Raw genomic sequence first — 25,536 nt, 5'->3', positions numbered from 1 at the left:
TGGGGGCCCCTGTCGCTTCCGCAAAACCCACTGATTTGTGATGTTTCGGCAAGATACTCCATGCTAGCTAGAATTCAGGCTGTCCGCCGCTCGTCTCGCCCGGCTGGTTTGATGCGCTCCCTCGTTGCCGTCATCGTCTGTCTGCTCCATGCAACGGTTTTCCCGGCATCGGCGGAGTCGCTGCCGGCGCCGGCCGCCATCGAGATTTCCTCGGAAGGCTACGTGCTGCATGCGCAGCTGTACAGGCCGACCGGGCAGGGACCATTTCCGACCGTCATCGCGCTGCATGGTTGCGGCGGGCTTGCGGGCCGCGCCGACCCGGTGCTGCCGCGCTATCGCGACTGGGCCGTGGACCTCGTCAGGGAGGGCAAGGCCGTGCTGTTTCCGGACAGCTATGGCTCGCGCGGGCTCGGCCCGCAATGCCGCGTCAAGGAGCGCCGCATCAGCGGCCGGCGCGAGCGCGTCGCCGACATCGTGATCGCGCAGAAATGGCTGACCCGGCAGAACTGGGCCATGCCGGACCGCATCAGCCTCGTCGGCTGGGCCAGCGGCGCGAGCGCGCTGTTGTGGGCGGTGCGGCCGCAATTGCCCGAGCATGTCGCGCCGGACTTTCGCTCCGCCGTGGCCTTCTATCCGGATTGCCGTGCCTCGTCGGGGCTGGGCTGGAGCGCACGCGTTCCCACCCTGATCCTGATCGGCGGTCTGGACGATGTCTATTCGCCGCCCGCCTGCCGGCAGATGATCGATGGCGCGCGCGGCCGCAGCGCGCTGACCCGGATCGTCGTCTATCCCGGCGCCTATCACGATTTCGATCGGCTCAATCTGCCGCTGCATCAGGTGGGTGCCGATGCCGCGGCACCCGAGCGCGGTCATGTCGGCTCCGATCCCGAAGCCCGCGCCGACGCGCAGAAGCTGGTGTCCGAATGGCTGGCGCGTTGATGCGCCGTCAGAACAGGCTGCCCTGATCGGCGGGATCCGTCGTTCGTTTCGATGCCGCCGGTTTGCTCTCGCGGGCAGGCTTCGGTGCCGTCGGCGCCGCGATCGGGACAGGACGTCCCGCATCGGCCGTGGCCGCAACCACGCCATCGGCAAACTCGATCGAGAGCGCTGCGCCCGGACCGATGTTCGCGGCCTGATGCAGCGGATGACCGGCCTCGTCGCGCACCAGCGCGAAGCCGCGCGCCAGCACGCTGCGATAGGACAACGCGGCCAGCAACTGGCCGGCGTGATCGACGCGCGCCGACAGTCGCGAGATCGACGTCGCCAGCGCGCGGCCGGCGCGATCGGCCAGCCGTTCGGTGCGGTCGCGCTCGCGCGCGATCACCTGGCGCTTGGCCTGCGCATAGGCGAGGCGTGACGCCTTGAAGCGAGCCTCGAGCGTTTCGAACCGCTCCCGCCTGCGGTGCAGCAGCGTCCGCGCCGACAGCGCCAGCCGCTCGGAGGATACGACCAGTCGATGATCGGCCTGGGCGATCTGGCCATGCAGCACGCGCAAGGTCAGCTTGGCGCTGGCGGCTGCGAACTGACGGAAGTGCACATGCGTGTTGGTCTTCAGCGCCCGCGGCAGGGTTGCCGCCGCCGAATCCAGCCGCTGCCGCGGGATGGCCAGCAGTTCGGTCGCGCCGGGCAGGGCGCGTGCGGCCGCGCGCAGCTCGTTGCGGCGGCTCTCCTGGCCGCGCTGCCAGCACACGCTGACGCGGCGCGCGAGGCTCGCGACCTCCTGCATCAGTTCGCTGCGGACCGGGACCGCCATTTCGGCCGCAGCCGTTGGCGTCGGCGCCCGCTTGTCGGCGGCGAAGTCGATCAAGGTCACGTCGGTCTCGTGGCCGACTGCCGAGATCAGCGGTATCACGCTCTCGGCCGCGGCGCGGACCACGATCTCCTCGTTGAACGACCACAGATCCTCGAGCGAACCGCCGCCACGGGCGACGATCAGCACGTCCGGCCGCGGGATGGGGCCGGCCGTGGGCAGGTCGTTGAAGCCGCGGATCGCCGCCGCGACCTGCTCGGCCGAGCCTTCGCCCTGCACCTTGACCGGCCAGACCAGCACATGACGGGGAAAGCGGTCCTCGAGCCGGTGCAGGATGTCGCGGATGACGGCGCCGGTCGGCGAGGTGACGACGCCGATCACCTCCGGCAGCCAGGGCAGCAGCTGCTTGCGGGCGGGATCGAACAGACCCTCGGCGCCGAGCTTGCGCTTGCGCTCCTCCATCAGCGCCATCAGCGCGCCGATGCCGGCCGGCTCCAGCGCCTCGATGACGATCTGGTACTTCGACGAGTTCGGATAGGTGGTGAGCTTGCCGGTCGCGATGACTTCGAGCCCCTCCTGGGGCTTGAAGCGCATGCGGCCGTGCACGCCCTTCCAGATCACGGCCTCGATCTTGGCGCTCTCGTCCTTGAGCGCGAAATAGCAATGGCCCGACGAATGCGGACCGCGGAAGCCGGTGATCTCGCCGCGCACGCGGACGTGGCCGAACTGGTCCTCGACCGTGCGCTTCAGCGCGGAGGACAGCTCGGAGACGGTGAATTCGGGCGCGTTGGGCAGGGCTTCCGCAGGCGGCATTGCTGGCTGATTCGGGTTTGGGGGCAGCCGCCAAGGTAGGGGCTTTCGGTCGCCACCGCCAATCAAGCCGTTGCCTTTTCGATAACTCTATGATACAGAGTACTCTAAAAAGAGCGAGAGAGGGTACGCATGCGGAGGATCATCAAGGTCATGGGCCGGCTGGTCGCCTGGGGACTGGGCCTCGCCGGGGCCGTTGCGCTGGTTCTGGTCGCGATGATCGCTTCGCCCCTGGTGCGGCCGCCCGAGCTGACATCGATCTCGGAAACCGCCGGCCGCGTCGACCGCAGCACCATGCCTGCGCTGCAGCGGTTCAGCGCCCGAGACGGGACCGAGCTCGCCTATCGCCATTATCCGGCGCGGGCGACCCCGGTCGGCAAGGTCGCCGTATTGGTCCACGGCTCGTCCGGCTCCAGCGTCGCCGTGCATGCGCTGGCGGACGGGCTCGCCGGCCGCGGCATCGACACCTTCGCGCCCGACATCCGCGGCCATGGCGGCTCCGGCACCCGTGGCGACATCGGCTATCTCGGGCAGCTCGAGGACGATCTGGCCGATCTCGTCGCAGAGGTCAGAAAGACCGTACCGACCCAGCCGATCGTGCTGCTCGGGCATTCGGCCGGCGGCGGCTTCGCGCTGCGCGCGGCCACCGCGCCGATCCAGGACTTGTTCGCGCGTACCATCCTGCTCTCGCCCTATCTCGGCTATGACGCGCCGACCAACCGCGACAATTCCGGCGGCTGGGCCAGCCCCGACATTCCGCGCATCCTCGCTCTCGCCGTGCTGAACCGCGTCGGCCTGTCATGCTGCGAGGCGCTGCCGGCTTTGGCCTTTGCCGTCAGGCCAAACGCGGAGAAATACGTCGTTTCGACCTATAGCTATCGGCTGCTGCGCAATTTCGCGACGCGCGGCTACAAGGCCGATCTCGCGGCGGCAAAGCACCCGGTCACCTTGATCGCCGGCGCCGACGACGAGCTGATGCTCGCCGACAAATATGCCGATGCCGTGCATGCCGTCGTGCCCGGTGTTGACGTGAAGCTGATCGCAGGCGTCAATCACATGGCGATCGTGTCGGCGCCGCAGGCCGTCAGTGCGATCGCCGAGGACGTGGCCACGCGCTAGAGGTTCAATCCGCATGATCGACAGCCTGGAAGCCGCGCGTGCGCTGGATGACATTGAGGACATCACCCGGCGCGTCCGAACATCGCAGATCTACCGGCTCTCCAGCCTGATGATGATCCTGTGGGGCGCGCTGGTCTTCGTCGGCAATCTCGTGACCTATCTGACGCCGTCCTACGCCGACAAGGCCTGGCTGTCGGTCTATGTCCTCGGCATTGCCGGCTCGGTCGGATTGGGCGCGGCCGAAAAGGCGCGTTCGGGGGTGCGCAGCTTCGATGTCAGGGCGCTGCTTGCCTTCGTCATGTTCTTTGCCTTCGGCTTCTTCGTCGAGGCGATCGGCCGTTTCGGGCCGCGTGAGATGGGCGCGTTCTGGCCGATCTATTTCATGCTGTTCTACGCTCTCGCCGGCCTGTGGTTCGGCATCGCGTTCACGGTCTTCGGGCTCGTCGTCACGGCGCTGACCCTGATCGGCTATGCCTTCATCGGCGCGGCGTTCCCGCTGTGGATGGCGTTCGTCAATGGCGGCGGCCTGATCATCGGTGGCCTGTGGATGCGGCGGAGCTAGCGGCGTTGGCGGCGTTCGACGAGATCATCCACCAGCCGCTGCGGCTCAGGATCATGGCGGCCCTGAATGCGCTGCCCGCAGGGACGGGGCTCGAATTCGCACGGCTGAAGAAGCTGACCGGCGCCACCGACGGCAATCTCGGGGCCCATATCGACACCCTGGCCCGGGTCGGCTACGTCACCATCGACAAGGCCTTCGTCGGCAAGAAGCCGCAGACCACCGTGACGCTGGCCGCCGGCGGCCGGACCGCCTTCGCCCGCCATGTGGCGAGCCTGCAGGACATCATCGCCGGCGCCGCCGTAAAACCGCCCGATGCATGATTTGACTCTGTTGCGACGGCCGGGCAATTGGGGCGTCCCAAATCGGCCCACATTCCTGCGACGGCATCGATCATGAACATTCTCCTCATTGGTTCCGGCGGCCGCGAACACGCTCTCGCCTGGAAGATCGCCGGGTCGCCGCTGCTCACCAAGCTCTGGTGCGCGCCGGGCAATGCCGGCATCGCCAAGGAGGCCGAATGCGTCGCGCTCGACGTGACCGATCATGCCGCCGTGATCGATTTCTGCAGGGCGAACAAGGTCGACCTGGTGGTGGTGGGGCCGGAGACGCCGCTCGCGGCCGGCATCGTCGATGACGTCGGGGCCGCCGGCATCAAGATTTTCGGGCCGAGCAGGCTCGCCGCCCAGCTCGAGGGCTCCAAGGGCTTCACCAAGGATCTCTGCGCCGAGTACGGCATCCCGACCGGCGCCTATTGCCGCTTCGACAATGCGCCGGAGGCGCTGGCCTATGTCCGCGAGCACGGCGCGCCAATCGTCGTGAAGGCCGATGGCCTCGCGGCCGGCAAGGGCGTGGTCGTCGCGAAGACCCTGACCGAGGCCGAGGACGCCGTCAGGATGATGTTCGACGGCGGCTTCGGCGCCGCCGGCGCCGAGGTGGTCATCGAGGAGTTTCTCGAAGGCCGCGAGGTCTCGTTCTTCGCGCTGTGCGACGGCGAAACCGCGATCCCGCTGGCGTCGGCGCAGGATCACAAGCGGGTGTTCGATCACGATCAGGGACCGAACACTGGCGGCATGGGGGCGTATTCGCCGACGCCGTTCGTGACGCAGGCGATTCATGACGACATCATGAATCGGATCATTCTTCCGACCATCGCCGGCATGAATGCACGCGGGACGCCGTTCAAGGGCGTGCTCTACGCCGGCCTGATGCTGACGGCCCAGGGTCCCAAGCTGTTCGAATACAACGTGCGCTTCGGCGATCCGGAGTGCCAAGTGCTGATGTTGCGGATGATGTCCGATCTGGTGCCCGCCATTCTGGCCTCCTGCGACGGGCAATTGAAGAATTTCGATCTGCGCTGGTTTCCCGACGCGGCCGTCACCGTGGTGATGGCGGCGAACGGCTATCCCGGTGACTACAAGAAGGGGAGCGTGATCGAAGGACTGGATGAGGCCGCCAAGATCGACGGCGTCGAGATCTTTCATGCCGGCACGGTGGCCAAGGACGGTGCGATCGTTGCCAATGGAGGGCGCGTCCTGAACGTCTGCGCTTCCGGCAAGACAGTCGGCGAAGCGCAGCAGCAGGCCTATCGCGCCGTCGACCGCATCCGCTGGGCCGACGGCTTCTGTCGACGCGACATCGCGTGGCAGGCGGTGGCGCAGGAGCGTGGCGACGGCTGAGAAACGGCGCCGGTGCCGGCGAGCGGCCGCGGCGATTCCAGTTCCCGATTTCGACACCGTTGCCAATCTCTCGTTCAGACTATGTTTCCCGTGAAAATTGTGGCAGTTCCATAAGTCTCATGCCTTGATCGGATGGGTCAGTTCCGCCGGGGAACGGAGGGGCCATGAAATGCGCGCGCTGCGGAAACCAGAATCAGCCGGAGAGAGCTTCGTGCGAACTCTGCGGTGAGCCGCTCGGCCTCAAATGTGAGGCCTGCAGTCACATGAACTCGCTGTCGAATCGCTTCTGCGGCCAATGCGGTTCACTGCTGCCGGGGCGGCTCGCTCAGCCTGATCAGAACGCACAGCGGGTGCTGCGGACGCTGAGCAGCAAGGGCGGCGAGCGCAAGCGACTCACCATTCTGTTTGCCGACATTCGCGACTCGACCCAGCTGATCGACAGTCTCGGCGATCCCGAGCTCGCGATGCAGCGGCTCGATCCGGTGCTCAACCTCATGAAGGAGGCGGTCCACCGCTATGACGGCGTCGTCAACAAGACGCAGGGCGACGGCGTCATGGCCCTGTTCGGCGCGCCGGTGCCGCACGAGGATCATGCGGTGCGCGGCTGTCTCGGGGCGCTGGCGATGCAGGACTCGATCGGCCGCCTGGCCGACCCGCGCCTGCAGGTCCGCGTTGGGCTGCACACCGGCGAGGTCATCGTCCAGGTCGTCGAAAACAGCATGTACCAGACCTATGACGCAGCCGGCGCCAACGTCCACCTCGCCAACCGTCTCGAGCACATGGCCGAGCCCGGGACCATTCTGATCAGCAAGGAGACCTACGCCGGCGCCCGGCAATTCGTGGAAGCCGAGTCGCTCGGCACGCATACGGTGCGCGGAATAGCCTCGCCGGTCACGATCTACAAACTGATCGGCCGCCTCAACGCGCCGGCGAGCGATGTCTTCCGCAGCGGGCAGCGGCTGTTGCCGCTCATCGGCCGCAACGCCCAGCTCGCGGTTCTCGCACGCGAGCTCGACAACGTGCTGGCGGCGCGCGGGGCCGTGGTCGGCATCGTCGGCGAGGCCGGCATCGGCAAGAGCCGGCTGTGCTTCGAGTTCGCCGAGCACTGCCGCCGCCAGGGCATCCGCGTCTATGAGGCGCGCGTGCTGGCGCATGGCCGCGTCACGCCGTTTCAGCCGGTGCTCGAACTCCTGCGCGACTTCTTCGGCATCAGGCCCAAGGAGCCGGTCGAGACGTCGCGGCAGCGCGTGGTCGAAAGGCTCGAGGCGATCGGGATCCCGGATACGGCGCTGGTGCTGCTGCTCGACTTCATGGGCCTCGCCGATCCGACGCGCGCTGCGCTACGGCTCGATCCCGGCGTATTCAAGACGCGCCTCCTGCAGGTGTTCAAGACGTTGTTCCGTTCCGCGCCTGCCGACAGCGCCATGGTCATTCTGATCGAGGACCTGCACTGGATCGACGAGGCGAGCGAGGAGTTCGTCGAAGCGCTGGCCGAGGCCACGATCGGCACCAAGACGCTGCTGGTCGTCAACTACAGGCCCGGCTTCGCCGCCTTCTTCATGCAGCAGGCGCCGTTTCACGAACTGCACATCGTCCCGCTCGCCTCGCCCGAGGCGCGCGAATTGCTGCGGGGGGTGTTCGGCGACGATCCATCGCTGGAAGCGCTGGCCGGCGACATCGTCGAGCGCGCACAGGGCAATCCGTTCTTCCTCGAGGAACTCGCCAGCGCGGTCTCCGAGAGCGGCGGTTTCGAGGGCGAGCGCGGCGCCTACCGGCTGAAGGGCGGCATCAGTCCGATTCCACTGCCGCCCACCGTGCACGCCGTCGTGGCGGCCCGCATCGATCGACTCAGCGAAGCCGCCAAGAACGTGCTGGAGACGGCGGCCGTGATCGGCCGTTCGGTCGCGCTCGCGGTGCTCAAGCCGGTGACGGGGCTCGCCGAGGCTGAGCTGTTCGACGCGCTGGCTCAGCTGAGACAGGCCGATCTTCTCTACGACCTGCCGCCGTTCGACATGGGCGTGCTCGCCTTTCGCCATCCGATGATTCAGGAGGTGGCCTATTCGATGCAGCTGCGGTCCCGGCTGAGCTCCGTCCACGCCGCCGTGGCGAAGGCGATCGAGGCGCTCGATTGGGGCGCGCAGGACGAGTTCGCCGCCCTGATCGCCTCGCATTACGAGTTCGCCGGCCAGACCATGCAGGCCGTCGAGCATCTGCAGCGTGCCGCACGCTGGATCGGCCGCACCAACACCGCGGAGGCGCTGCGGCTGTGGAAGAAGATTCGTGCCATGTTGCAGGTCTTGCCGCAATCGGAGCACGTCGATCGATTGCGAGCGTTGGCCAGCGCCCAGATCCTCAACTGCGGATGGCGCGAGGGCATCTCTGCCGAGGAGGTCAAGCCTTTTGCCGAAGAGGCGCTGCGATATGCCCGGTCCTCGGACAAGATGCATGAGCCGCTCATCATCGGCGCTTACGGGCGAGTTCTTGCCTCGACCGGTGCAGTCGACGACTACGTCAATCTGGCACGGAACGCGGTCGACCTGACCTTCGAAGAAGGCGACATCGACATTTACGCGACGGTCAGCGCAATGCTCGCACAGGCCTTCTTCATGTCGGGGCGTCTCAACGAAGCATTGAGTGCCGTCGAGACCGCGGATGCTGCGATCTCGAAACGGAGAGGCGTCGACAGCAATGTCACGCTGGGCTTGAACCCCAATCAGCTCCTCGGTTTCGACATCGAGTACTGGATCAAATGCCTGAAGGCGCGGACCCTGATTCAAATCGGGCATTTTGCCGAGGTTGATGCCCTGCTGGCCGAGCTCTTGCGAGCCGATGCTGCCCAGATGGCGCCCGTGGTTCGCTTCATTCCGCATTTCGCGTCGGTCGAGCTGGCCTGGGCGCGCGGCCAGGACGATCTGCTACGTCAGCACGCCGCCTGCGTGTCCGACATCGCCGAACAATCGGGCATGCCCTACATCCGCGTTCTGGCTCTTCTTTGCCTTAGCCTCTCGGATGCGGCCGCCAACGATCTGGCTGCGGCCGTCGACAGGCTGCACGACACGATTGCCTTCGCGCGTCAGGCCAAGGCGGCGCTAGAATTCGAGGCGCGCATGCTTGCGGGTCATGCCGATCTGCTTTTCCGTGCTGGCCGCCTCGACGAAGCGCTCCACGTTGCCCGGCAGGCGATCGATCTCGGTCAGCGGCGCACGGACCGGATCGCCGAGTTGCAGGGATCACTGCTGAGTGGCCTCATTCGCGCGTCGAACTCTGCGCTTCGCAACGACGAAGAGGCGTACGAATTGTTAGCTCAATCGGAGCGCTTGTTAGATGTTTCGGCTGCCGGACTCTATCGACCGCTGTTGATGAAGTTGCGATCCACCCTTGAACATGCCCGGTGACTCACGCAGAGTACCGTCGTTTTACGTGGCGATTTAATTAGGGGATGGCAATGGGCGCGATGATTAAGGACAGCACGACGCTTGATATCGTCGTGCAGCTGAACAGGCGGTTCGACGCTGAAGCCTTGGCTGAAATGGTTGAGCTGCAACGGGAATTCGGAGTCTTCTCGCGTAGTCACGGTCTGCAACAGTCGTTTGCTCTGCTTGGCATCGTGCCGTCCGATTGGTCCGAGCGGCGGCGCTGGTACAAATTCCTCGACTTTCTCAAGACGTACCCGTCGGACCTTCCCAACGTGAACGGGCATGATCGTGTGATCCAGGCGTTCAAGGACGATCTCGAATCCGAAAAGCCGCTGCCGGTCTCGATCGTCTGCCACTCCGCGGCACAAGATCCCCGCGTGACCGTATCGGAGGGGCGTCCCATCATCTTCTCGCTCGACACGCACGTCATCATCTCGATTCCGACGACGCCGGGCCGCGAGGCACGCAAGCAGGCGGCTGAGACCGCGCGGACAAGGCGCGTCGAGAAGCGCAAGAAGTGACGGGAAATCCGGGCCGTCGCGTCGGGAATGCTCGACCGGCCGGTCCGATCTTCGGTGCGATCGAGGCGGACGTCGATGCCTACTACTCCGCGTGCGTCGCGCGTCATGGTGCGACGCCGCGCGGTGTGGACTGGTCGTGCGAGGCGACGCAGGGGCTGCGCTTCGTGCAACTGATGAAGCTGTGCGATGTGTCGGCGCCGTTCAGCCTCGACGACATCGGCTGCGGCTATGGCGCGCTGGTGCCGTTTCTCGCGGCGCGCTTTCCATCCTGTGAGATCGACTATCTCGGCATCGACCTGTCCCGCGCCATGATCAGCCGGGCGCGGAGGCGCTTTTCCGGACCGCGGCGGCGCTTCGTCGTGGCGGCGGAAAGCCCGCGCATCGCCGACTATTCGGTCGCCTCGGGCATCATGAACGTCAATGTCGGCTATTCGCGGCAGGCCTGGGAAGACTACGTCAGGGCCATGTTGCAGCGCATGTTCGCGGCCAGCCGGCGCGGCTTTGCCGTCAATTTCATGCGGGCCGGCGACGGCGAATGGGACGGCGAGTCGACTGCGTCGCGCCTCTATCGGACGACGCCCGACGGCTGGGCCGCCTATTGCGAACATCAGCTCGACGCGCAGGTCGAGGTCGTCAGCAACTACGGCATGAAGGAGTTCACGCTCTTGGTGCGGCGCAGGCCCGAGGCTGCACAGCCGACGGCGTGTCCGTCGCACTGATGTCCGCAACTCCGCTGCCATCTTCGAAGGCCGATCGACGCAGCGTCGCCATCGAGCGCGCGGTCGACGTGCTGATCTCCTCGCGGGGGCATGCCAACCCCGCGCAGCTGGAGCGCGCCTGCGCGCTGCTGCGCCGGAATGCGCCGCTGCATTGGGTCGAACGACCGGGGGTGCGCCCGTTCTGGGCCGTCACGCGCCACGCCGACATCGTGTCCATGGAGACGCGCGGCCGGGAATTCGCGGCGGGCCCGCGGACCTATCTCGCGAGCGAGACCTCCGAGGCGGTGCTGCAGCGCGTGACCGGCAAGCCGCAGCTGGTGCGCAGCCTGACCGAGATGGATCCACCCGATCACGGTGCTTATCGCGCCATCATCCAGGGCGCTTTCGCGCCGCCGGCGCTGCGCGAGATGGAGGCCTGGCTGTCGGGATGGGCGGCCGAGATCATCGATCGCGTGGCTGCGCGCGGTGCGCCTTGCGACTTCGCCGTCGACGTGGCGCTGCCGTTCACCTTCCGCGTCATCGGCCGCATGCTGGGCACGCCGGAAACCGATGACGTACGGCTGGCACGGCTGGCCCAGGCTTTCGTCGGCGCGGAGGACCCGCAGCGGCGCCTTGCGGAATCGCCCGGTGAGACGATGCGCATGGCGATGCTGGCGCTGCGCGACTATTTCGAAGCGATCGTCGCCGATCGCCGCGCCAGGCCGCGCGACGATCTCGCCAGTGTGATCGCCAATGCCGCGCCGCATGGCCAGCCGATGCCGCATTACGAGCTGATCTCCTACTTCATCCTGCTCGTGACTGCGGGCCACGACACCACGGCGCTCGCTTTGTCCGGCGGCCTGGAGGCGCTGCTCGCGGCGCCCGATCGGTTGGCGCGGCTGCGCGAAGAGCCGGAGCTGATGGATAGCGCCATCGAGGAGATGCTGCGCTGGACCACGCCGGTGCGCCATTTCATGCGCACCGCCGTCTGCGATACTGAGTTGGCCGGCCAGCCGATTCGCGAAGGCGAGGCGCTGGCGCTGTTCTTCCACGCTGCCAATCGCGACGAGGCGGTGTTCGAGGACGCCGGCTCTTTCCGGATCGATCGCAGCCCGAACCCGCATATCGCCTTCGGCCGCGGTCCGCACATCTGCATGGGGCTGCAGCTGGCGCGGATGCAGATGCGCGCGATGTTCGCCGAGCTGATGCGCCGCACCGAGCGGATTGAATTGGCCGGCCGCGTGCGCCGGGTGCAGTCTCAGTTCATGAGCGGCGTCTCCAGCCTTCCCATCCGCATCGCCTTTCGCGCTCCTCGTGACGCGGCGAAACGGGGCCTCAGCGCCGCGCCTTGAAGAACTCCTTGAGCAGCTGCGCCGCCTGCTGCTCGCCGACCGCCGAATAGATCTCCGGTGCATGGTGGCAGGTGGGGGAGGCGAAGAAGCGGACGCCGGACTCGACCGCGCCGCCCTTGGCATCGGCCGCGCCATAATACAGCCGGCGGATGCGGGCGAAAGAAATGGCGCCCGCGCACATCGTGCACGGCTCCAGCGTGACGTAGAGGTCGCAATCGACCAGCCGCTCGCTGCCGATCACCCGCGCGGCCTGCCGTAGCGCCAGGATCTCGGCATGGGCTGTCGGGTCGCGGTCGGTCAGGGTCCGGTTGGACGCGGTGGCGATGACCTGATGCTCCCGCACCACGACGCAGCCGATCGGTACCTCACCGGAAATTGCGGCCGATTCGGCCACTTCGAGCGCCAAATCCATGAAAGAGGGGCTGTTCATGGCTCGTAATGCCCGGACAAGTCTGCTACTGCATCGCCCTTCAGCAAAACCGGACCTCGATTTCCCGCGTGACAGGCGCTGCTCAGAGCGCGCGTACCACGCGACGTCCCGCACCTCAAAGTGAGACCTTCATGCCCCGCGACACCGACAAAGACAACGATTCCCGCGGCCGCCGCGGCGGCCCCCCGCGGGGGCGGTCCGAGGGGGCCAAAGGACGCTCGGGCGCCGCACGCGGGCCGGAGAAGAAGTTCGCCAAGCGCGGTGCCGGTCCCAAGGATGGTGCCGGCAAGAGCTTCGGGAAGCGCGACGGCGGCAAGCGGTCCTTCGACGAGGGCCGCGCACCGCGCCGCCGCGAGGACGGCGATGCGCCGCGCAAATCCTTCGGCAGCAAATCCTTTGGCGACAAGCCGCGCTTCGACCGCGACGAGCGGCCGCGTGGCGACCGGCCGTTTGCCGCGCGTCCTCCGCGTGGCGAGGATGGCGAGAAGCGCGCCTTCAAGCCGCGCGGTGACCGGCCGAAATTCGATCGCGACGAGCGCGGCGGCAGCAAGCGTCCCTACACCCCGCGCACCGATCGCGACGAGGCGCGGCCCGCGGCGCGCTCCTCCGAGCGCAAGTTCGGCGAGCGCAAGCCCTACGCTCCGCGGGAGCGCGATGGCGACAAGCGGCCATACACGCCGCGCGGCGAAGGCGCCCGCGACCGTGGCGACCGGCCGCGCGCGGAGCGCAGCTTCAGCGACCGTCCGCAGCGCAGCGGCGATCGGCCGGAACGGAAGTTCGGCGGCGACAGGAATTTTTCGCGCGGTGCCGACGGCGAACGTGGCGAGCGCAAGTTCGGAGCGGGCCCGCGCGGGCCGCGCAAGGAGTTCGGCGATCGTCCCGCCCGTGGCGAGACCAAGCCGTGGCAGAAGCGGGGCGCCGATGGCGATCGTCCGGACCGCGGCGCGCGTCCGCCGCGCGACGGCGGCCGCAGCTTCGATCGTCCGCGTACCGAGCGCAGCCAGGACGATCGTCCGAAATTCGACCGGCCCAAATTTGATCGGCCTAAGTTCGACAGGCCGAAGTTCGATCGTCCGCGCGATCGCGATGATGATCGTGGCGCCGACCGGCCGCGTCGCCGTCCCGAGGGGCGGACCGACTGGCAGGAGCATCCGCGCAGCGAGCGCCGCGGCGACGGCTTCACGGAGCGGCCGCGCCGCGACAATGAGGATGACAGCAAGGTCTTCGCCAAGCGCCCGGCGTTTGGCGGCCGTGGTCCGTATCGCGAGCGCAAGCCCGAGACCGAGAAGCGCGTGAAGCGCGTCGTGCCCGACGAGGCACCGAAGCCCGGCAAGACCGGCGAGCGCATCGCCAAGGTGCTGGCCCGCGCCGGTCTCGCCTCGCGCCGGGACGCCGAGGAGATGGTGACGCAGGGGCGCGTCACCGTGAACGGCCGCGTCATCAACTCGCCCGCGCTCGACGTCACCGAGAACGACGTCATCCAGATCGACGGCGCGCCGCTGCCGGAGCGCGAGCGCACACGCCTGTTCCTGTATCACAAGCCGCGCGGGCTGATGACGACGCACAGCGACCCCGAGGGCCGCCCGACCGTGTTCGACAATCTGCCCGAGGGCCTGCCGCGCCTGATCTCGATCGGCCGGCTCGACTTCAACACCGAGGGCCTGCTGCTGCTCACCAATGATGGCGGGCTGGCGCGCGTGCTCGAACTGCCCGACACCGGCTGGACGCGGCGCTATCGCGTCCGTGCCCATGGCGAGATCACGCAGGGCCAGCTCGATCAGCTCGCCGCGGGTGTCGAGGTCGACGGGGTCAAATACGGTCCGATCGAAGCGACCTTGGAGCGCGACCAGGGCGCCAATGTCTGGCTCGTCGTTGCGATCCGCGAAGGCAAGAACCGCGAGGTGCGCAACGTGCTCGGCCATCTCGGCCTCGACGTGAACCGGCTGATCCGCGTCTCCTACGGCCCTTTCCAGCTGCTGGAGCTTTCCGAGGGCGAGGTGGCTGAGGTCAAGACCCGGGTGCTGCGCGAGCAGCTCGGCGAGAAGGTGATCGCACAGTCGGGCGCCGATCTCGGACCGGGCGGCAGCAGGTCCAATCGCGAGCCGTTGCCGGATCCGAAACCCAAGCCGAAGCGCGAGGTCGTCGCCGACCGCAAGGGCCGCCGCGTGCTGGTGCAGCGGACCGGCAGCGACGAGGCGCGTGCGCGCAACGAGAACGAGGCGGCCGGCTACGGCCCGCCGCGGCGGCCGAAGCGCGGCTATCACGGCAAGCGCGATATCACGCCGCTGGACGAGTAGGGTGGTGCGATGCGTGTCGTCGGTGGACGGCTGAAGGGCCGCAACATCGCCTCGCCCGTCTCGCGCGACATCCGGCCGACCCAGGACCGGCTGCGCGAGGCGCTGTTCAACATCCTCGTCCACGCCTACGACGATCCGATCGACGGCGCGCGGGTGCTCGATCTGTTCGCCGGCACGGGCGCGCTCGGCATCGAGGCGGTGTCGCGCGGCGCATTGTTCACGTTGTTCGTCGACAACGGCGCCGAGGCGCGCGCGCTGCTGCGCAACAATGTCGAGGCGCTCGGACTCGGCGGCGTGACCAAGGTCTATCGCCGCGACGCCACCGATCTCGGCCCGGCACATCCGGTCGAGCCGTTCGCGCTGGTGTTTCTCGACCCGCCTTACGGCCGGGGCCTGGCCGACAAGGCGCTGGCCTCGCTGCGCGACGGCGGCTGGCTGGTGCCGTCGGCGCTGCTGGTCGTGGAGGAGTCGAAAGCCGCGGCGTTCACGGCGCCCGACGGGTTCGAAGAGCTCGAACGCCGCGCCTATGACGACACCGAGTTCGTTTTTTTGCGCAGCTCCTGATCCTCGCTCGCTGTCGCCCCTGCGAACGCGGGGGCCCATAGCCACAGGATCACGTTGGGATGCGTGCTGCTCGCCACGCCGATCTTTTCGCTCACTTCTGCTGCGGCGTGTGGGTCCCGGGTCTGCGCCTCCGCGGCGCGTTGCGCCGCTACGGCTTGCCCGGGACGACACCGGATTGGTCGTTGACGAAGTCGTCTTCCTACCTCCTCCCGAACAGCTTCTCGACGTCGGCGAGCTTGAGCTCGACATAGGTCGGGCGGCCGTGATTGCACTGGCCGGAGTTCGGCGTGTCCTCCATCTCGCGCAAGAGCGCGTTCATCTCCTCCGGCTTGAGGCGGCGGCCGGCGCGGACCGAGCCGTGGCAGGCCATGGTGGCGGCGACATGCATCAGGCGGCGCTCCAGAGGCAGCGCCTCGCCCCATTCCTCCATGTGCTCGGCGAGATCGCGCAGCAGCCCGGCCGCATTGATCTTGCCGAGCAACGACGGCGTCTCGCGCACCGCGACCGCGCCGGGGCCGAAGGATTCGATCGCCAGCCCGAACGAGGCGAGCTCATCAGTCCGCGCGAGCAGCGACTCGACGGTCGCTTCGTCGAGCTCGACGATGTCCGGGATCAGCAGGATCTGCCGCTGCACGCCGTGCGCCGCCAGCGAGGCCTTGAGCCGCTCATAGACGATGCGCTCATGCGCGGCGTGCTGGTCGACGATGACGAGGCCGTCGCGGGTCTGCGCCACGATGTAGGTGTCGTGGATCTGGGTCCGCGCCGCGCCGAGCGGGTGATCGAGCAGATCGGGCGCGGCCGGCTGCTCGTGCAGCCGCAGATCGGCGCGTGGCGTGCCGACGTCGAACGCGGCCTGCGCCGGTTCGGCCAACCCGAAGCTGGCGGAGGGCATTCCGCCCGCTTCGTCATAGCGCGGCACCGGCGCGGCAGGCGCCGAGGGCGAGCGCTGCCAGTCCCAGTTCATCGGACCCATGTTGGGCCGCGGCGGCGGCGTGAACGCCGGACGGAACGCGGCAATGGTCGCGCCGCCGTCATTGGCCGCGGTGCGGCGGCCCTCGCGTGCCAAGCCTTCCTTCAGCGCGTGGATGATCAGGGCGCGCACCAGGCCGGCATTGCGGAAGCGCACTTCGGTCTTGGCCGGATGCACGTTGGCATCGACCTCGCGCGGATCGAGCGTCACGAACAGCGCCACCACCGGATGGCGGTCGCGCGGCAGATAGTCGGCATAGGCCGCGCGGACCGCGCCGAGGATCAGCTTGTCGCGCACGGGGCGGCCGTTGACGAACAGATACTGCCCGAGCGCATTGGCGCGGGTCAGCGCGGGCGCTGCGGCGAAGCCCTCGACCGCGACGCTCTCGCGCACGCTGCGTACCGCGATCGCATGGCTGCGGAAGTCGGCGCCGAGGATGTCGCCGAGCCGCGTCAGCTGTCCGGGGGCGCCGGGCAAAGCGGCGGCCCAGGTCACCGGCGCGCGCTCCTCGCCGGCGAGCGTGAAGGCGATGTCGGGCCGCGCCATGGCGAGGCGCCTTACCACCTCGCGGATCGCCTCGGCCTCGGTGCGGTCGGTCTTCAGGAACTTCAGCCGCGCCGGCGTGGCGTGGAAGAGATCGGCGACCTCGACGCGGGTGCCTTGATTCAGCGCAGCCGGCACGATCGGTGATTTGTCGCCGCAGTCGACCACGAGCGACCACGCATGCGGCTCGCTCTTGTGCCGCGTCGTGATCGACAGCCGCGCCACCGAGCCGATCGAGGGCAGCGCCTCGCCGCGGAACCCGAGCGTCTTGATCTGCAGCAGGTCCTCGTCGTCGAGCTTGGAGGTCGCGTGGCGCTCCACCGCGAGCGCGAGATCATCAGCGGTCATGCCGCCGCCATCGTCCGATATCGCGATCTTTCGCCGGCCGCCGCCGTCGGTGAAGATGTCGATACGGCTGGCGCCGGCATCGATCGCGTTCTCGACCAGCTCCTTGACCACGCTCGCGGGCCGCTCGACCACCTCGCCGGCGGCGATGCGGTTGACGATCTGTTCGGGAAGCTGGCGGACGGGCATGAGACGGACTGTCGTAAGGTGTCTGACGGTTGAATGTAACCGCCGCGGCGGCACGCGGGTCGCGCCACATGTGTGACGCGCAGAATAGCGCCTTTCACGCCGCACGGCAGACGAATACCGCGTTCTCCAACGGGATTGTGAGGGGGGCGGGGCCAGTATATCGTTTTGCCAAAATAGCGATCAGCCGGAGGAAACCCATGTGCCATCTGTTCGCACACCAGCCTCAGCGCGATTACGAGTCGCAGACCCGTAGTTTGCGGATCGGTGGCCACAGCACGTCGATCCGGCTCGAACTGTCGTTCTGGGACACGCTGGAGGAGATCGCCGCCAAGGAAGGCATGAGCCTCGCCAAGTTCGTGACCACGCTCTACGCCGAGGTGCTCGATCACCACGGCGAGGTGAAGAATTTTGCGTCGCTGTTGCGCTGCTCCTGTCTGATCTATCGGGCGAAGGCGAACGCGGCGCTGCCGGAGTTTACAGCGGCGGCGATCATGGACGCCGCGGAGTAGCCGCAGCCCCGCTGTCTCGTCTCCCTCCCCCGCCTGCGGGGGAGGGCGGGGTGGGGGCGCCGCACGGGTAGTCTTTGCTGCGTAAGCTTCATCATCAGCAGTCTTTGCTGAGCGTCCCCCACCCGCATCGCATCTCACGATGCGATGCGACCTCCCCCGCAGGCGGGGGAGGCGCTGACCGAGATCGCAGTGTCGGGTGTGCCCCATAATACTAAGCGGCCTCAAATCTCCTTCTTCTGCATCGCGCCCGCGATGTAGTCGGCTTGCCGGATCGCCAGTGCCACGATGGTCAGCGTGGGATTGCACGCCGCGCCGGTCGTGAACTGGCTGCCGTCGGAGACGAACAGGTTCTTGACGTCGTGGGTCTGGCCGAACTTGTTGACGACGCCGTCCTTCGCTTTCTCGCTCATCCGGTTGGTGCCGAGATTGTGCGTCGAGGGGTAGGGCGTGGTCGGATAGGTCACGGTGGCGCCGACCGCCTCGTAGATCGCCGAGCCCTGCTTGTAGGCATGCGCCCGCATCGCGACGTCATTGGGATGATCGTCGAAATGCACTGACGCCACCGGCATGCCGAACTTGTCCTTGGCGGCCGGATCGAGCGTGATGCGGTTGGTCTCCTGCGGCATGTCCTCGCCGACCAGCCACATGCCGGCCATGCGCGGATAGGTCTCCATCGCCGCGGTGAAGCTGCGGCCCCAGGCGCCGGGATTGAGGAACGCGGCCATGAAGGGCAGGCCGAGCGACAAGGTCTCCATCTCGTAGCCGCCAACGAAACCGCGCTTCGGATTGAACGCCGCCTCGTCACGGACGATGCCGGCCATCGTGGTGCCGCGATACATGTGTACCGGATTTTCGAACGTCGCATAGACGCTGCCGGTCATGTGCCGCATGTAGTTGCGCCCGACCTGGCCGGATGAGTTGGCGAGGCCATCCGGGAACAGGTTCGAGGCGCTGTTGAGCAGCAGCCTGGGGCTCTCGATCGAGTTGCCGGCGACCGCGACGATGCGGGCCTTCTGCAGCTGCATCTTGCCCTGGCCGTCGGCATAGACCACGCCGGTCACCTTGCCCGAGGCGTCATGCTCGATCTTGATCGCCATGCTGCCGGGCCGCACTTCGAGATTGCCGGTGGCCTCGCCCTTCGGGATCTCGGTGTAGAGCGTCGACCATTTCGCCCCGGACTTGCAGCCCTGGAAGCAGAAGCCGATCTGCTGGCAGGCGCCGCGGCCGTCGCGCGGCTGCGAGTTGATCGCCATGTTGCCGGTGTGCACGGTCTTGTAGCCGAGCTTCCGTGCGCCGGCCTCGAGCACCTTGAAATTGTTGTTGCCGGGCAGGCCGGGAATGTCGTTGGTGCGGGTCACGCCCATCTTGAATTCGGCCTTGGCGTACCACGGCTCCATCTCGGCCAGGGTCACCGGCCAGTCCAACAGGCTCGTGCCGGGCACCCCGCCATAGGTGGTGCGCGCCTTGAACTCGTGCTCGTCGAAGCGCAGCGAGGCGCCGGCCCAGTGCACCGTCGAGCCGCCGACCGCCTTGACGATCCAGGCCGGCAGATTGGCGAAGTCCTTCGCCACCCGCCAGCTGCCGGACGTGGTGCGCATGTCGGTCCAGGCGAGCTGGGTGAAGCTCTCCCATTCGTCGTTGATGAAGTCGGGAATCTCGTAGCGATTGCCGGCTTCGAGAATGACGACCTTGATGCCCTTCTGCGCGAGTTCGTTGCCGAGCGTGCCGCCGCCGGCGCCCGAGCCGATGATGACGACGACACTCGAATCGTTCTGATCGAATTTTGCCATGGTGGTGTCCTCCGTGTTTTCTGTTGTTCGCCGGCGTCAGGCCTTGACGTCAGGCTTTGGGCAGCCAGTCGATGTCGGAGAAGCCACGGTTGATGTAGCCGCCATGCTCGGCGGAGGAGCCCTCGTAGCCGAACTTCGGCCAGAGCTCTTTCTGATTGTAGAGCGAGACGACGAGGTCGCCGCGCAGCGTCTTGAAGAAGGTGGTCTGCTCGATGCCCTGCAGCAGCGCGACGCGGTCGGCCTCCCACGGCACCTGCGCATAGGGCACCTTGTGGCGGTCCTTCGCGTCCTGGTCGAGCCGGGCGATGCCGTCAGTGATCATCGCCTTGACCGCGGCATCCTCCACGGCCTTGCCGTCCCACGGCTTGACCGCGGTGATGTAGTAACGGTCCGCCAGCATATCGTGCGGGTAGATGTCGCGCGCGACCTTCACCAGCGTCTTCAGCGTGGCCGGCGTCAGCGCCTTGGCATCCTCGGCCCAGGCATCGGTGACGCCGATGCCAGTCGCGGACGCGACGGCGGCGGCCGGCACGGTCGCGGCCGCGCCCTTGAGAAAGACGCGGCGGTCGTATGTGTTGCGGCGATCGACTTCTCTCATGGCACTTTCCTCCGTTTGTTTTTTACTTATGTCGTGTCGTAGTTCAGCGGCTTCAGCCGAAGCGGCCGCCGCGCTGGATGACCTCGATCTTGTAGCCGTCGGGATCGCTGACGAAGAAGAAGCGCGCGAGCGTCGCGCCATTGTGCTTGAAGTCGCGGAGCGGTCCCGGCGCGAGGTTCTCGCGCTCGAAGCGGGCATGCTCGGCGTCGACATCGTCGACCACGACCGCGAGATGGCCGTAGCCGTCGCCGAGCGTGTAGGGCTCCGTGCGGTCGAAATTGACGGTCAGCTCGACCTCGAACGGCGACGATGGGTGGCGCAGATAGATCAGCGCGAAGCCGTCGAAGCGCAGATTGTCGGCGATCTCCAGGCCGAAGGCGCGCTTGTAGAAGTCGAGCGCCTTGGCCTCGTCGAGGACGCGGATCATGGAGTGAACGGGTTTTGCCATCTCAATTGTCCTTCAGGTAGGTGATGATCGCGGCACGCACATCGGGCTTGGCCTGGCGGTAGGCCATCACGGCGCCGGGGATCAGCTCTTGCGGATTGGTGAGCCAGGCGTCGAGCCTGGCTTCGTCCCAGGTGAAATCGATCTTGGCGAAGCCGGCCGAATAGCGGAAGCCCTCGACCGAGCCGGCGCGGCGGCCGACGATTTTCGCCAGCGGTGGGCCCTGGCGCATCGGCTCGGTGCTGCTCAGCGTGTGACACACGCCGCATTGCTGCTTGAACAAGGTCGCGCCGTCGACGGGCTTCGGCGCGGGCAGCGCCATCTGTGCGGATGCGATTGTGGCGCTCAGCATCGCGCCCACGAATGCCCCGCAGAGAAGAAGCGCATGTTGCGCCGCACGCCGTCCCGCCATCGATCCTCGCTCTCGCTTTTTTCCAAGCGTAGGTCGCAGCCGGCGCGCCGTGGTAGTAGCCGGCTGTTTCAGCGAGAACAAAGCGGGCGCAGGAACACTCTGCGATGCAGCATGGTCAGCGTTGCCGACTAATCGTCGAAGCGGCGGCCGCCGCGTCCGGCCTTGACGTCGCTGCGGATCTTCTTGCCCTCGAGTCGGCGCTGCTTGGAGCCGAAGGTCGGCTTGGTCGGGCGTCGCACCTTCGGCCGGACCATCGCCTCCTTCAACAGCGTGACGAGACGGTCGATCGCATCGGCTTTGTTGCGCTCCTGCGTGCGGAAGCGCTCGGCCTGGATCACGATGACGCCGTTCTTGGTCATGCGCTGGCCGGCCAGCCGCGCGAGACGTGCGGCGGCATCCTCGGGCAGGGTGATCCGGGTCGTGTCGAAGCGCAGCTGCGCCGAGGTCGACAGCTTGTTGACGTTCTGGCCGCCGGGGCCGGAGGCGCGGACGAACGTGATCTCGATGTCGTTTTCGTCGATGGCGAGGTCGCGGGAAATCCGCAGCATGGGGGCACCAGGTGGAATCGAGGTTTCGCGTGCACCATAGCGGGTTTAAGGGCCACGTGCGCGGGTCGTCATTGGCGAGCGATCGCGGTGTGCATTATAGCGCCCTCTCCCCTTGTGGGAGAGGGCATCTCCGGCCCATCCACGCACGCGGTTGGGTGAGGGGTGTCTCTCGGCAAGCGACGCTCGCGGAGAGATACCCCTCACCCGACCGAGCTTGCCGCTCTGTCCTACATGCCCTCTCCCACAAGGGGAGAGGGCGCAGCCATGCGCGGTGCCTCGCACTCACATCTGGCGCGGAGTATGGTCCCGATGGGCCGCGCGCCGCGCTGGCGCGCGTCGCGGCTTGTCCGGGACGACAGCGGTAGGGGTGGCGGATTCACGGCTCAAACAGCAGGTGTCGATCAGCTCAATCACGGAACTGCGTTCTCGCGGCAACTCGTGCCCGAGGCTTCCGGTCGTCATGGCCCTCGCGAGAGTGCAGAGGGCGCAGGGAATGCCGGGTGAAGGCCTCACCCATGGCCCGCCTGCGAAAAAAATGCAGGCGGCAGGTACCACAGGCAAAGCCGACAACCGGCATTCCCTGCGCGATGGTCTTCACGCTTATACGCAGTCTCCCTGGTGCGCCGGGCTTGTTGGCCACCATGCCGCGACAATGCTTGCGCATTGCGCGGGTGATACCAGCGTCGGGGTATCAGGACGCTGCGACTTCACGTCCACGGTCCAACCGTTCGTCGGCGCGCCCGAAGACACGCTGCGGCAGACCGCGGCCATCGCATCCCCACCTCGCGTGTCGTGACGATCGCGCGCTGACGCCCCTCTGCGGTGAGGCGGGATGGGGGGATAAGATCATGAATTCTGAAAAACAGCAAGAAGATTATTTTTATCGGAAGTCGATGTGATGACGCTCCGCTGTCGTCCCGGGCGAGCTATCGGCGCCGCGAAGCGGCGTTGATGGCGCCGACCCGGGACCCATACGCCGCAGCCGGCGTGGGGCGCGAAATGCCCATGGCGAGCGTGCCTCAAGCCACTCCCTGGGGGTATGGATCCCGGCTCAAGGCCGGGACGACACCATTGTTGTCGATGCAGCCGTGGTCAGCGGAGTTACAGCGTCAGGCAGCGCCCCCGCCGCCCGCTCAGTTCGTCTTCGTCACCGGCGCGGTGGCCGGCGCCTGGGACGGTTCGGCGGCGGCCTGCGGGGTGCGGCCGACGACCGCCGTCAGCAGGCCCTGGCTCCAGAGCTGCTTCGCCGCCGTCTTCGCGTCCTCCAGCGTCACGGCGTTGACGATCTCGCTGCGCTTCTCGATGTAGTCGATCGGCATCTTGTCGAGCTGATATTGCAGCATCGCCTGCGCCAGCTTCGACGAGGTGTCGAGCGCCAGCATCTGCGAGCCGTTGATGTAGGACTTGGCCTCGTCGAGCTCCTGCTGGCTCGGGCCGTCCTCGGCGATGCGGCGGATTTCGCCCTCGACGGCGGCGATGGTCTCGCCGGCGCGGTCGAAGCGGGTGGCGGTGTTGCCGATGAACAGCGCCGAATGCTCCATCCACAGCAGCGCGTCATAGACGGAGTAGGCGAGGCCGCGCTTCTCGCGCACCTCCTTGTACAGCCGCGACGACAGGCCGCCGCCGCCGAGGATGTGGTTGACGACGTAGGCCGCCATGAAGTTCGGATCGTGGCGGCGGATGCCGGGGCCGCCGAAGGTGATGACGGTCTGCGGCACGTCGAGCGGCACGAGCACGCGCTGCGGCGGCGTGGTGGCGACGACGTCGGGCACCGCCGTCAGGCTGGCCTTGGCCGGCAGGCTGCCGAAGGTCTGGTCCAGGAGCTTGCCGAGCGTGGCCGGATCGACGTCGCCGACGACGGCAACCTTCAGCGTGTCCTTGGCGAGCACGCGGCCGACATAGGCCTTCAGATCGTCGACGGTGATGGTCGGCACGCTGTCGAGCGTGCCATTGGCCGGGCGTCCGTAGGGATGGTTGGGGAAGGCGAGCTCGAGGAACTTGCGTCCCGCCAGCGAGCTCGGATTGGTGGTCTCGCGGCGCAGCCCCGACAGCACCTGCGACTTGATGCGCTCGACGTCGGCGCTGTCGAAATGCGGCGAGGTCAGCGCGGTGCGCAACAGCTCGAACGCCTCGTCCTTGTTGTCGCGCAGCATGCGCAGCGAGCCGCGGAAATTGTCGCGCGCCACCTGGAACGAGAGTTCGATGGCCCGGCGGTCGAGCCGCTCGTGGAAGGTCTTGGAATCGAGATCGCCGGAGCCCTCGTCGAGCAGGTCGGCGACGAGATTGCCGACGCCGGGCTTGCCCGCCGGGTCCTGCGAGGCGCCGCCCTGGAAGGCGTATTCCATCGCGATCAGCGGCACGGTGGCGTCCTGCACGAACCAGGCTTCGATGCCGCCGGGCGAGACCAGACGCTGGATCTTGGTCGCCGCTTGGGCTGCGGGGGTGAGGGCGAAGGCTGCGGCAGCGACGCTGAGCGCGCAGGCGAGGCGGCGGGTGAAGGTCATTGGGTTCATCACGACCGCTTCTCCTCGCGCTTGGCGGCATTGTCCTTGATCAGATAGCCGGTGACGGAGCGCTTCTTGTCGAGCCATTTCTGCGCCGCGGCGCGCACCTGGTCGGCTGATACGGCACGGATGCGATCCGGCCAGCTCCTGATGTCTTCGATGCTGAGTCCCGTTGTGAGGCCGCCGCCATACCAGCGCGCCATCGTCGCCTGGTTGTCCTGGGCGTAGATCGCCTCGGCAATCAGCTGCGTCTTGACCCGTTCGAGATCGGAGGCCGGAACCGGGTTCTGCGCCAGCTCGGCGATGACGCTGTCGACCACCGCCTCGACCTGGGCGAACTCGACGCCGGGCCGCGGCGCGGCGGCGACCGAGAACTGGCTCGGATCGAGCGACGTGCCCTGATAGGAGGCGCTGGTGCTGATCGCGAGCGGCTTGTCGACGACGAGCGCGCGATACAGATAGGAATTGCTGCCGCCGCCCATCAGCTGCGCCAGCACGTCGAGCGCAGCCGATTCACCGGGCGCGGCCGTGGTGGCCGACGGCACCAGATAGAACCGGCGCATCGACGGCTGCTCGACATGCGGGTCGGCCAGGGTGACGGTGCGCGGTGCGACCGGCTCGGGCTCCTGCGGCCGCAGCCGGCGCGCCGGAATGTCGGCCTGCGCGGGGACCTTGGCGAAGGTCTGCTCGACCAGCGGCCGCACCTCCTTGGCGTCGGTGTCGCCGGCGATCACCAGGATCGCGTTGTTGGGGGCGTAGAAGCGGCGGTAGAACGCCAGCGCATCCTCGCGGCTGAGCTTCTCGATCTCAGGCTTCCAGCCGATCACCGGCCGGCCATAGGGATGATTGACGTAGAGCGCGGCCATCACCTGCTCGTTGAGGCGGGCTTCCGGAGAGTTGGCGACGCGCATGTTGTACTCTTCGAGAACGACGTCGCGCTCGGGCAGCACGTTCTCGTCCTTCAGCACCAGGCCGGTCATGCGGTCGGCCTCGAACTCCATCATCTTCGCCAACTGGTCGCGCGGCACGCGCTGGAAATAGCCGGTGTAGTCGACCGAGGTGAAGGCGTTCTCATTGCCGCCGATCTTCAGCACGGTCTTGGAGAACTCGCCGGCCGGATGCTTCTCGGTGCCCTTGAACATCAGATGTTCGAGGAAATGCGCCAGCCCCGATTTGCCGGGTGTCTCGTCGGCCGAGCCGACCTTGTACCAGATCATCTGGGTGACCACCGGGGTGCGGTGATCCTGGATCACGACCACCTGCAGGCCGTTGGGGAGGGTGAAGCTGGCGGGAGGCTCGGAGGCGAACGTCGTTTGCGCCGAAGCGCCGGCCGTGAACGCGAGGAGGGAGACGAGCGCGGCGGCGAGGTGAGTTAACCGGTGCGAGGACATCATGATCCTTCTGAAGGCCCGCGGGGAGGGCGATCGGGTTTGAGCGCAGCATGCTACACCGCGCGGGGATAGCCCCGGCGTCACAAAACAGCGACGG

At 67.3% G+C, this 25,536-nt stretch carries 22 protein-coding genes; 12 read left to right on the top strand and 10 right to left on the bottom strand.

Annotated elements, in window-relative coordinates:
- Positions 1 to 111 precede the first annotated feature (111 nt).
- On the top strand, positions 112 to 939 hold the full coding sequence (locus ACQR1B_RS18755) for a dienelactone hydrolase family protein (protein ID WP_434836093.1): 828 nt from the start codon (positions 112 to 114) through the stop codon (positions 937 to 939).
- Positions 940 to 946: 7 nt separating this feature from the next.
- Here the strand turns inward: ACQR1B_RS18755 and xseA are convergent, their stop codons facing one another.
- On the bottom strand, positions 947 to 2,563 hold the full coding sequence (gene xseA, locus ACQR1B_RS18750) for an exodeoxyribonuclease VII large subunit (protein WP_434836094.1): 1,617 nt from the start codon (positions 2,561 to 2,563) through the stop codon (positions 947 to 949).
- A gap of 150 nt (positions 2,564 to 2,713) precedes the next feature.
- Between xseA and ACQR1B_RS18745 the strand changes: the two genes are divergently transcribed.
- The 8 genes from ACQR1B_RS18745 (at position 2,714) to ACQR1B_RS18710 (ending at position 11,904) form a co-directional block, all read left to right on the top strand.
- Positions 2,714 to 3,679: an alpha/beta hydrolase gene (locus ACQR1B_RS18745; RefSeq protein WP_434836113.1), complete on the top strand. Its 966-nt coding sequence runs from the start codon at positions 2,714 to 2,716 to the stop codon at positions 3,677 to 3,679.
- A 13-nt stretch (positions 3,680 to 3,692) separates the two neighbouring features.
- Positions 3,693 to 4,241 (top strand): hypothetical protein, encoded by a 549-nt coding sequence (locus tag ACQR1B_RS18740; RefSeq protein ID WP_434836095.1) that lies wholly within the window; start codon positions 3,693 to 3,695, stop codon positions 4,239 to 4,241.
- Between the two features lie 5 nt (positions 4,242 to 4,246).
- Positions 4,247 to 4,561, top strand: a complete 315-nt coding sequence (locus ACQR1B_RS18735; RefSeq protein ID WP_434836096.1) for a winged helix-turn-helix domain-containing protein — start codon at positions 4,247 to 4,249, stop codon at positions 4,559 to 4,561.
- A 72-nt stretch (positions 4,562 to 4,633) separates the two neighbouring features.
- On the top strand, positions 4,634 to 5,917 hold the full coding sequence (gene purD / locus ACQR1B_RS18730; protein WP_434836097.1) for a phosphoribosylamine--glycine ligase: 1,284 nt from the start codon (positions 4,634 to 4,636) through the stop codon (positions 5,915 to 5,917).
- 164 nt (positions 5,918 to 6,081) lie between these two features.
- Positions 6,082 to 9,312, top strand: a complete 3,231-nt coding sequence (locus ACQR1B_RS18725) for an adenylate/guanylate cyclase domain-containing protein (RefSeq protein WP_434836098.1) — start codon at positions 6,082 to 6,084, stop codon at positions 9,310 to 9,312.
- A 50-nt stretch (positions 9,313 to 9,362) separates the two neighbouring features.
- Entirely contained in the window at positions 9,363 to 9,854 is a 492-nt protein-coding gene (locus ACQR1B_RS18720; protein WP_434836099.1) for a hypothetical protein, read from the top strand.
- Entirely contained in the window at positions 9,851 to 10,573 is a 723-nt protein-coding gene (locus ACQR1B_RS18715) for a class I SAM-dependent methyltransferase (protein WP_434836100.1), read from the top strand. The genes ACQR1B_RS18720 and ACQR1B_RS18715 overlap by 4 nt, the downstream gene beginning before the upstream one ends.
- Positions 10,573 to 11,904 (top strand): cytochrome P450, encoded by a 1,332-nt coding sequence (locus ACQR1B_RS18710; protein WP_434836101.1) that lies wholly within the window; start codon positions 10,573 to 10,575, stop codon positions 11,902 to 11,904. Before ACQR1B_RS18715 ends, ACQR1B_RS18710 begins: the two co-directional genes overlap by 1 nt.
- On the opposite strand, the gene ACQR1B_RS18705 is transcribed toward ACQR1B_RS18710, so the two are convergent.
- On the bottom strand, positions 11,888 to 12,334 hold the full coding sequence (locus ACQR1B_RS18705) for a nucleoside deaminase (protein WP_434836102.1): 447 nt from the start codon (positions 12,332 to 12,334) through the stop codon (positions 11,888 to 11,890). The genes ACQR1B_RS18710 and ACQR1B_RS18705 overlap by 17 nt on opposite strands.
- Positions 12,335 to 12,465: 131 nt before the next feature.
- Here ACQR1B_RS18705 and ACQR1B_RS18700 point away from each other — a divergent pair, with 131 nt between their 5' ends.
- On the top strand, positions 12,466 to 14,631 hold the full coding sequence (locus tag ACQR1B_RS18700; RefSeq protein WP_434836103.1) for a pseudouridine synthase: 2,166 nt from the start codon (positions 12,466 to 12,468) through the stop codon (positions 14,629 to 14,631).
- Positions 14,632 to 14,640: 9 nt separating this feature from the next.
- Entirely contained in the window at positions 14,641 to 15,195 is a 555-nt protein-coding gene (gene rsmD, locus ACQR1B_RS18695) for a 16S rRNA (guanine(966)-N(2))-methyltransferase RsmD (protein ID WP_434836104.1), read from the top strand.
- A gap of 199 nt (positions 15,196 to 15,394) precedes the next feature.
- Here rsmD and mutL read toward each other — a convergent pair whose 3' ends face one another.
- The gene (gene mutL, locus ACQR1B_RS18690) at positions 15,395 to 17,242 is read right to left on the bottom strand and encodes a DNA mismatch repair endonuclease MutL (protein ID WP_434836105.1); all 1,848 of its coding nucleotides are present in this window, start codon (positions 17,240 to 17,242) and stop codon (positions 15,395 to 15,397) included.
- A gap of 197 nt (positions 17,243 to 17,439) precedes the next feature.
- On the opposite strand from mutL, the gene ACQR1B_RS18685 reads away from it, so the two are divergent.
- Complete coding sequence (locus tag ACQR1B_RS18685) at positions 17,440 to 17,751, top strand: ribbon-helix-helix domain-containing protein (RefSeq protein WP_434836106.1); 312 nt, start codon at positions 17,440 to 17,442, stop codon at positions 17,749 to 17,751.
- 221 nt (positions 17,752 to 17,972) lie between these two features.
- On the opposite strand, the gene ACQR1B_RS18680 is transcribed toward ACQR1B_RS18685, so the two are convergent.
- The 7 genes from ACQR1B_RS18680 to ACQR1B_RS18650 all read right to left on the bottom strand — a co-directional run bounded on the left by ACQR1B_RS18680 (position 17,973) and on the right by ACQR1B_RS18650 (position 25,442).
- Entirely contained in the window at positions 17,973 to 19,541 is a 1,569-nt protein-coding gene (locus tag ACQR1B_RS18680; RefSeq protein WP_434836107.1) for a GMC family oxidoreductase, read from the bottom strand.
- A 49-nt stretch (positions 19,542 to 19,590) separates the two neighbouring features.
- Entirely contained in the window at positions 19,591 to 20,139 is a 549-nt protein-coding gene (locus ACQR1B_RS18675) for a gluconate 2-dehydrogenase subunit 3 family protein (RefSeq protein ID WP_434836108.1), read from the bottom strand.
- Positions 20,140 to 20,191: 52 nt separating this feature from the next.
- Complete coding sequence (locus ACQR1B_RS18670) at positions 20,192 to 20,587, bottom strand: VOC family protein (RefSeq protein ID WP_434836109.1); 396 nt, start codon at positions 20,585 to 20,587, stop codon at positions 20,192 to 20,194.
- A gap of 1 nt (position 20,588) precedes the next feature.
- The gene (locus ACQR1B_RS18665; protein WP_434836114.1) at positions 20,589 to 20,906 is read right to left on the bottom strand and encodes a c-type cytochrome; all 318 of its coding nucleotides are present in this window, start codon (positions 20,904 to 20,906) and stop codon (positions 20,589 to 20,591) included.
- Positions 20,907 to 21,124: 218 nt separating this feature from the next.
- The gene (gene arfB / locus ACQR1B_RS18660) at positions 21,125 to 21,544 is read right to left on the bottom strand and encodes an alternative ribosome rescue aminoacyl-tRNA hydrolase ArfB (RefSeq protein WP_434836110.1); all 420 of its coding nucleotides are present in this window, start codon (positions 21,542 to 21,544) and stop codon (positions 21,125 to 21,127) included.
- Between the two features lie 1,133 nt (positions 21,545 to 22,677).
- A complete protein-coding gene (locus ACQR1B_RS18655) occupies positions 22,678 to 24,057 on the bottom strand; it encodes a M16 family metallopeptidase (protein ID WP_434836238.1) in 1,380 nt (459 codons plus the stop codon).
- A complete protein-coding gene (locus ACQR1B_RS18650) occupies positions 24,057 to 25,442 on the bottom strand; it encodes a M16 family metallopeptidase (RefSeq protein WP_434836115.1) in 1,386 nt (461 codons plus the stop codon). The genes ACQR1B_RS18655 and ACQR1B_RS18650 overlap by 1 nt, the downstream gene beginning before the upstream one ends.
- Positions 25,443 to 25,536 lie beyond the last annotated feature (94 nt).

The organism is Bradyrhizobium oligotrophicum, from assembly GCF_051168495.1.
Taxonomy (GTDB): Bacteria; Pseudomonadota; Alphaproteobacteria; order Rhizobiales; family Xanthobacteraceae; genus Bradyrhizobium; species Bradyrhizobium oligotrophicum_A.
The sequence above is the reverse complement of the archived record's forward strand: the minus strand, read 5'-3'. Positions and strand labels throughout refer to the sequence as shown.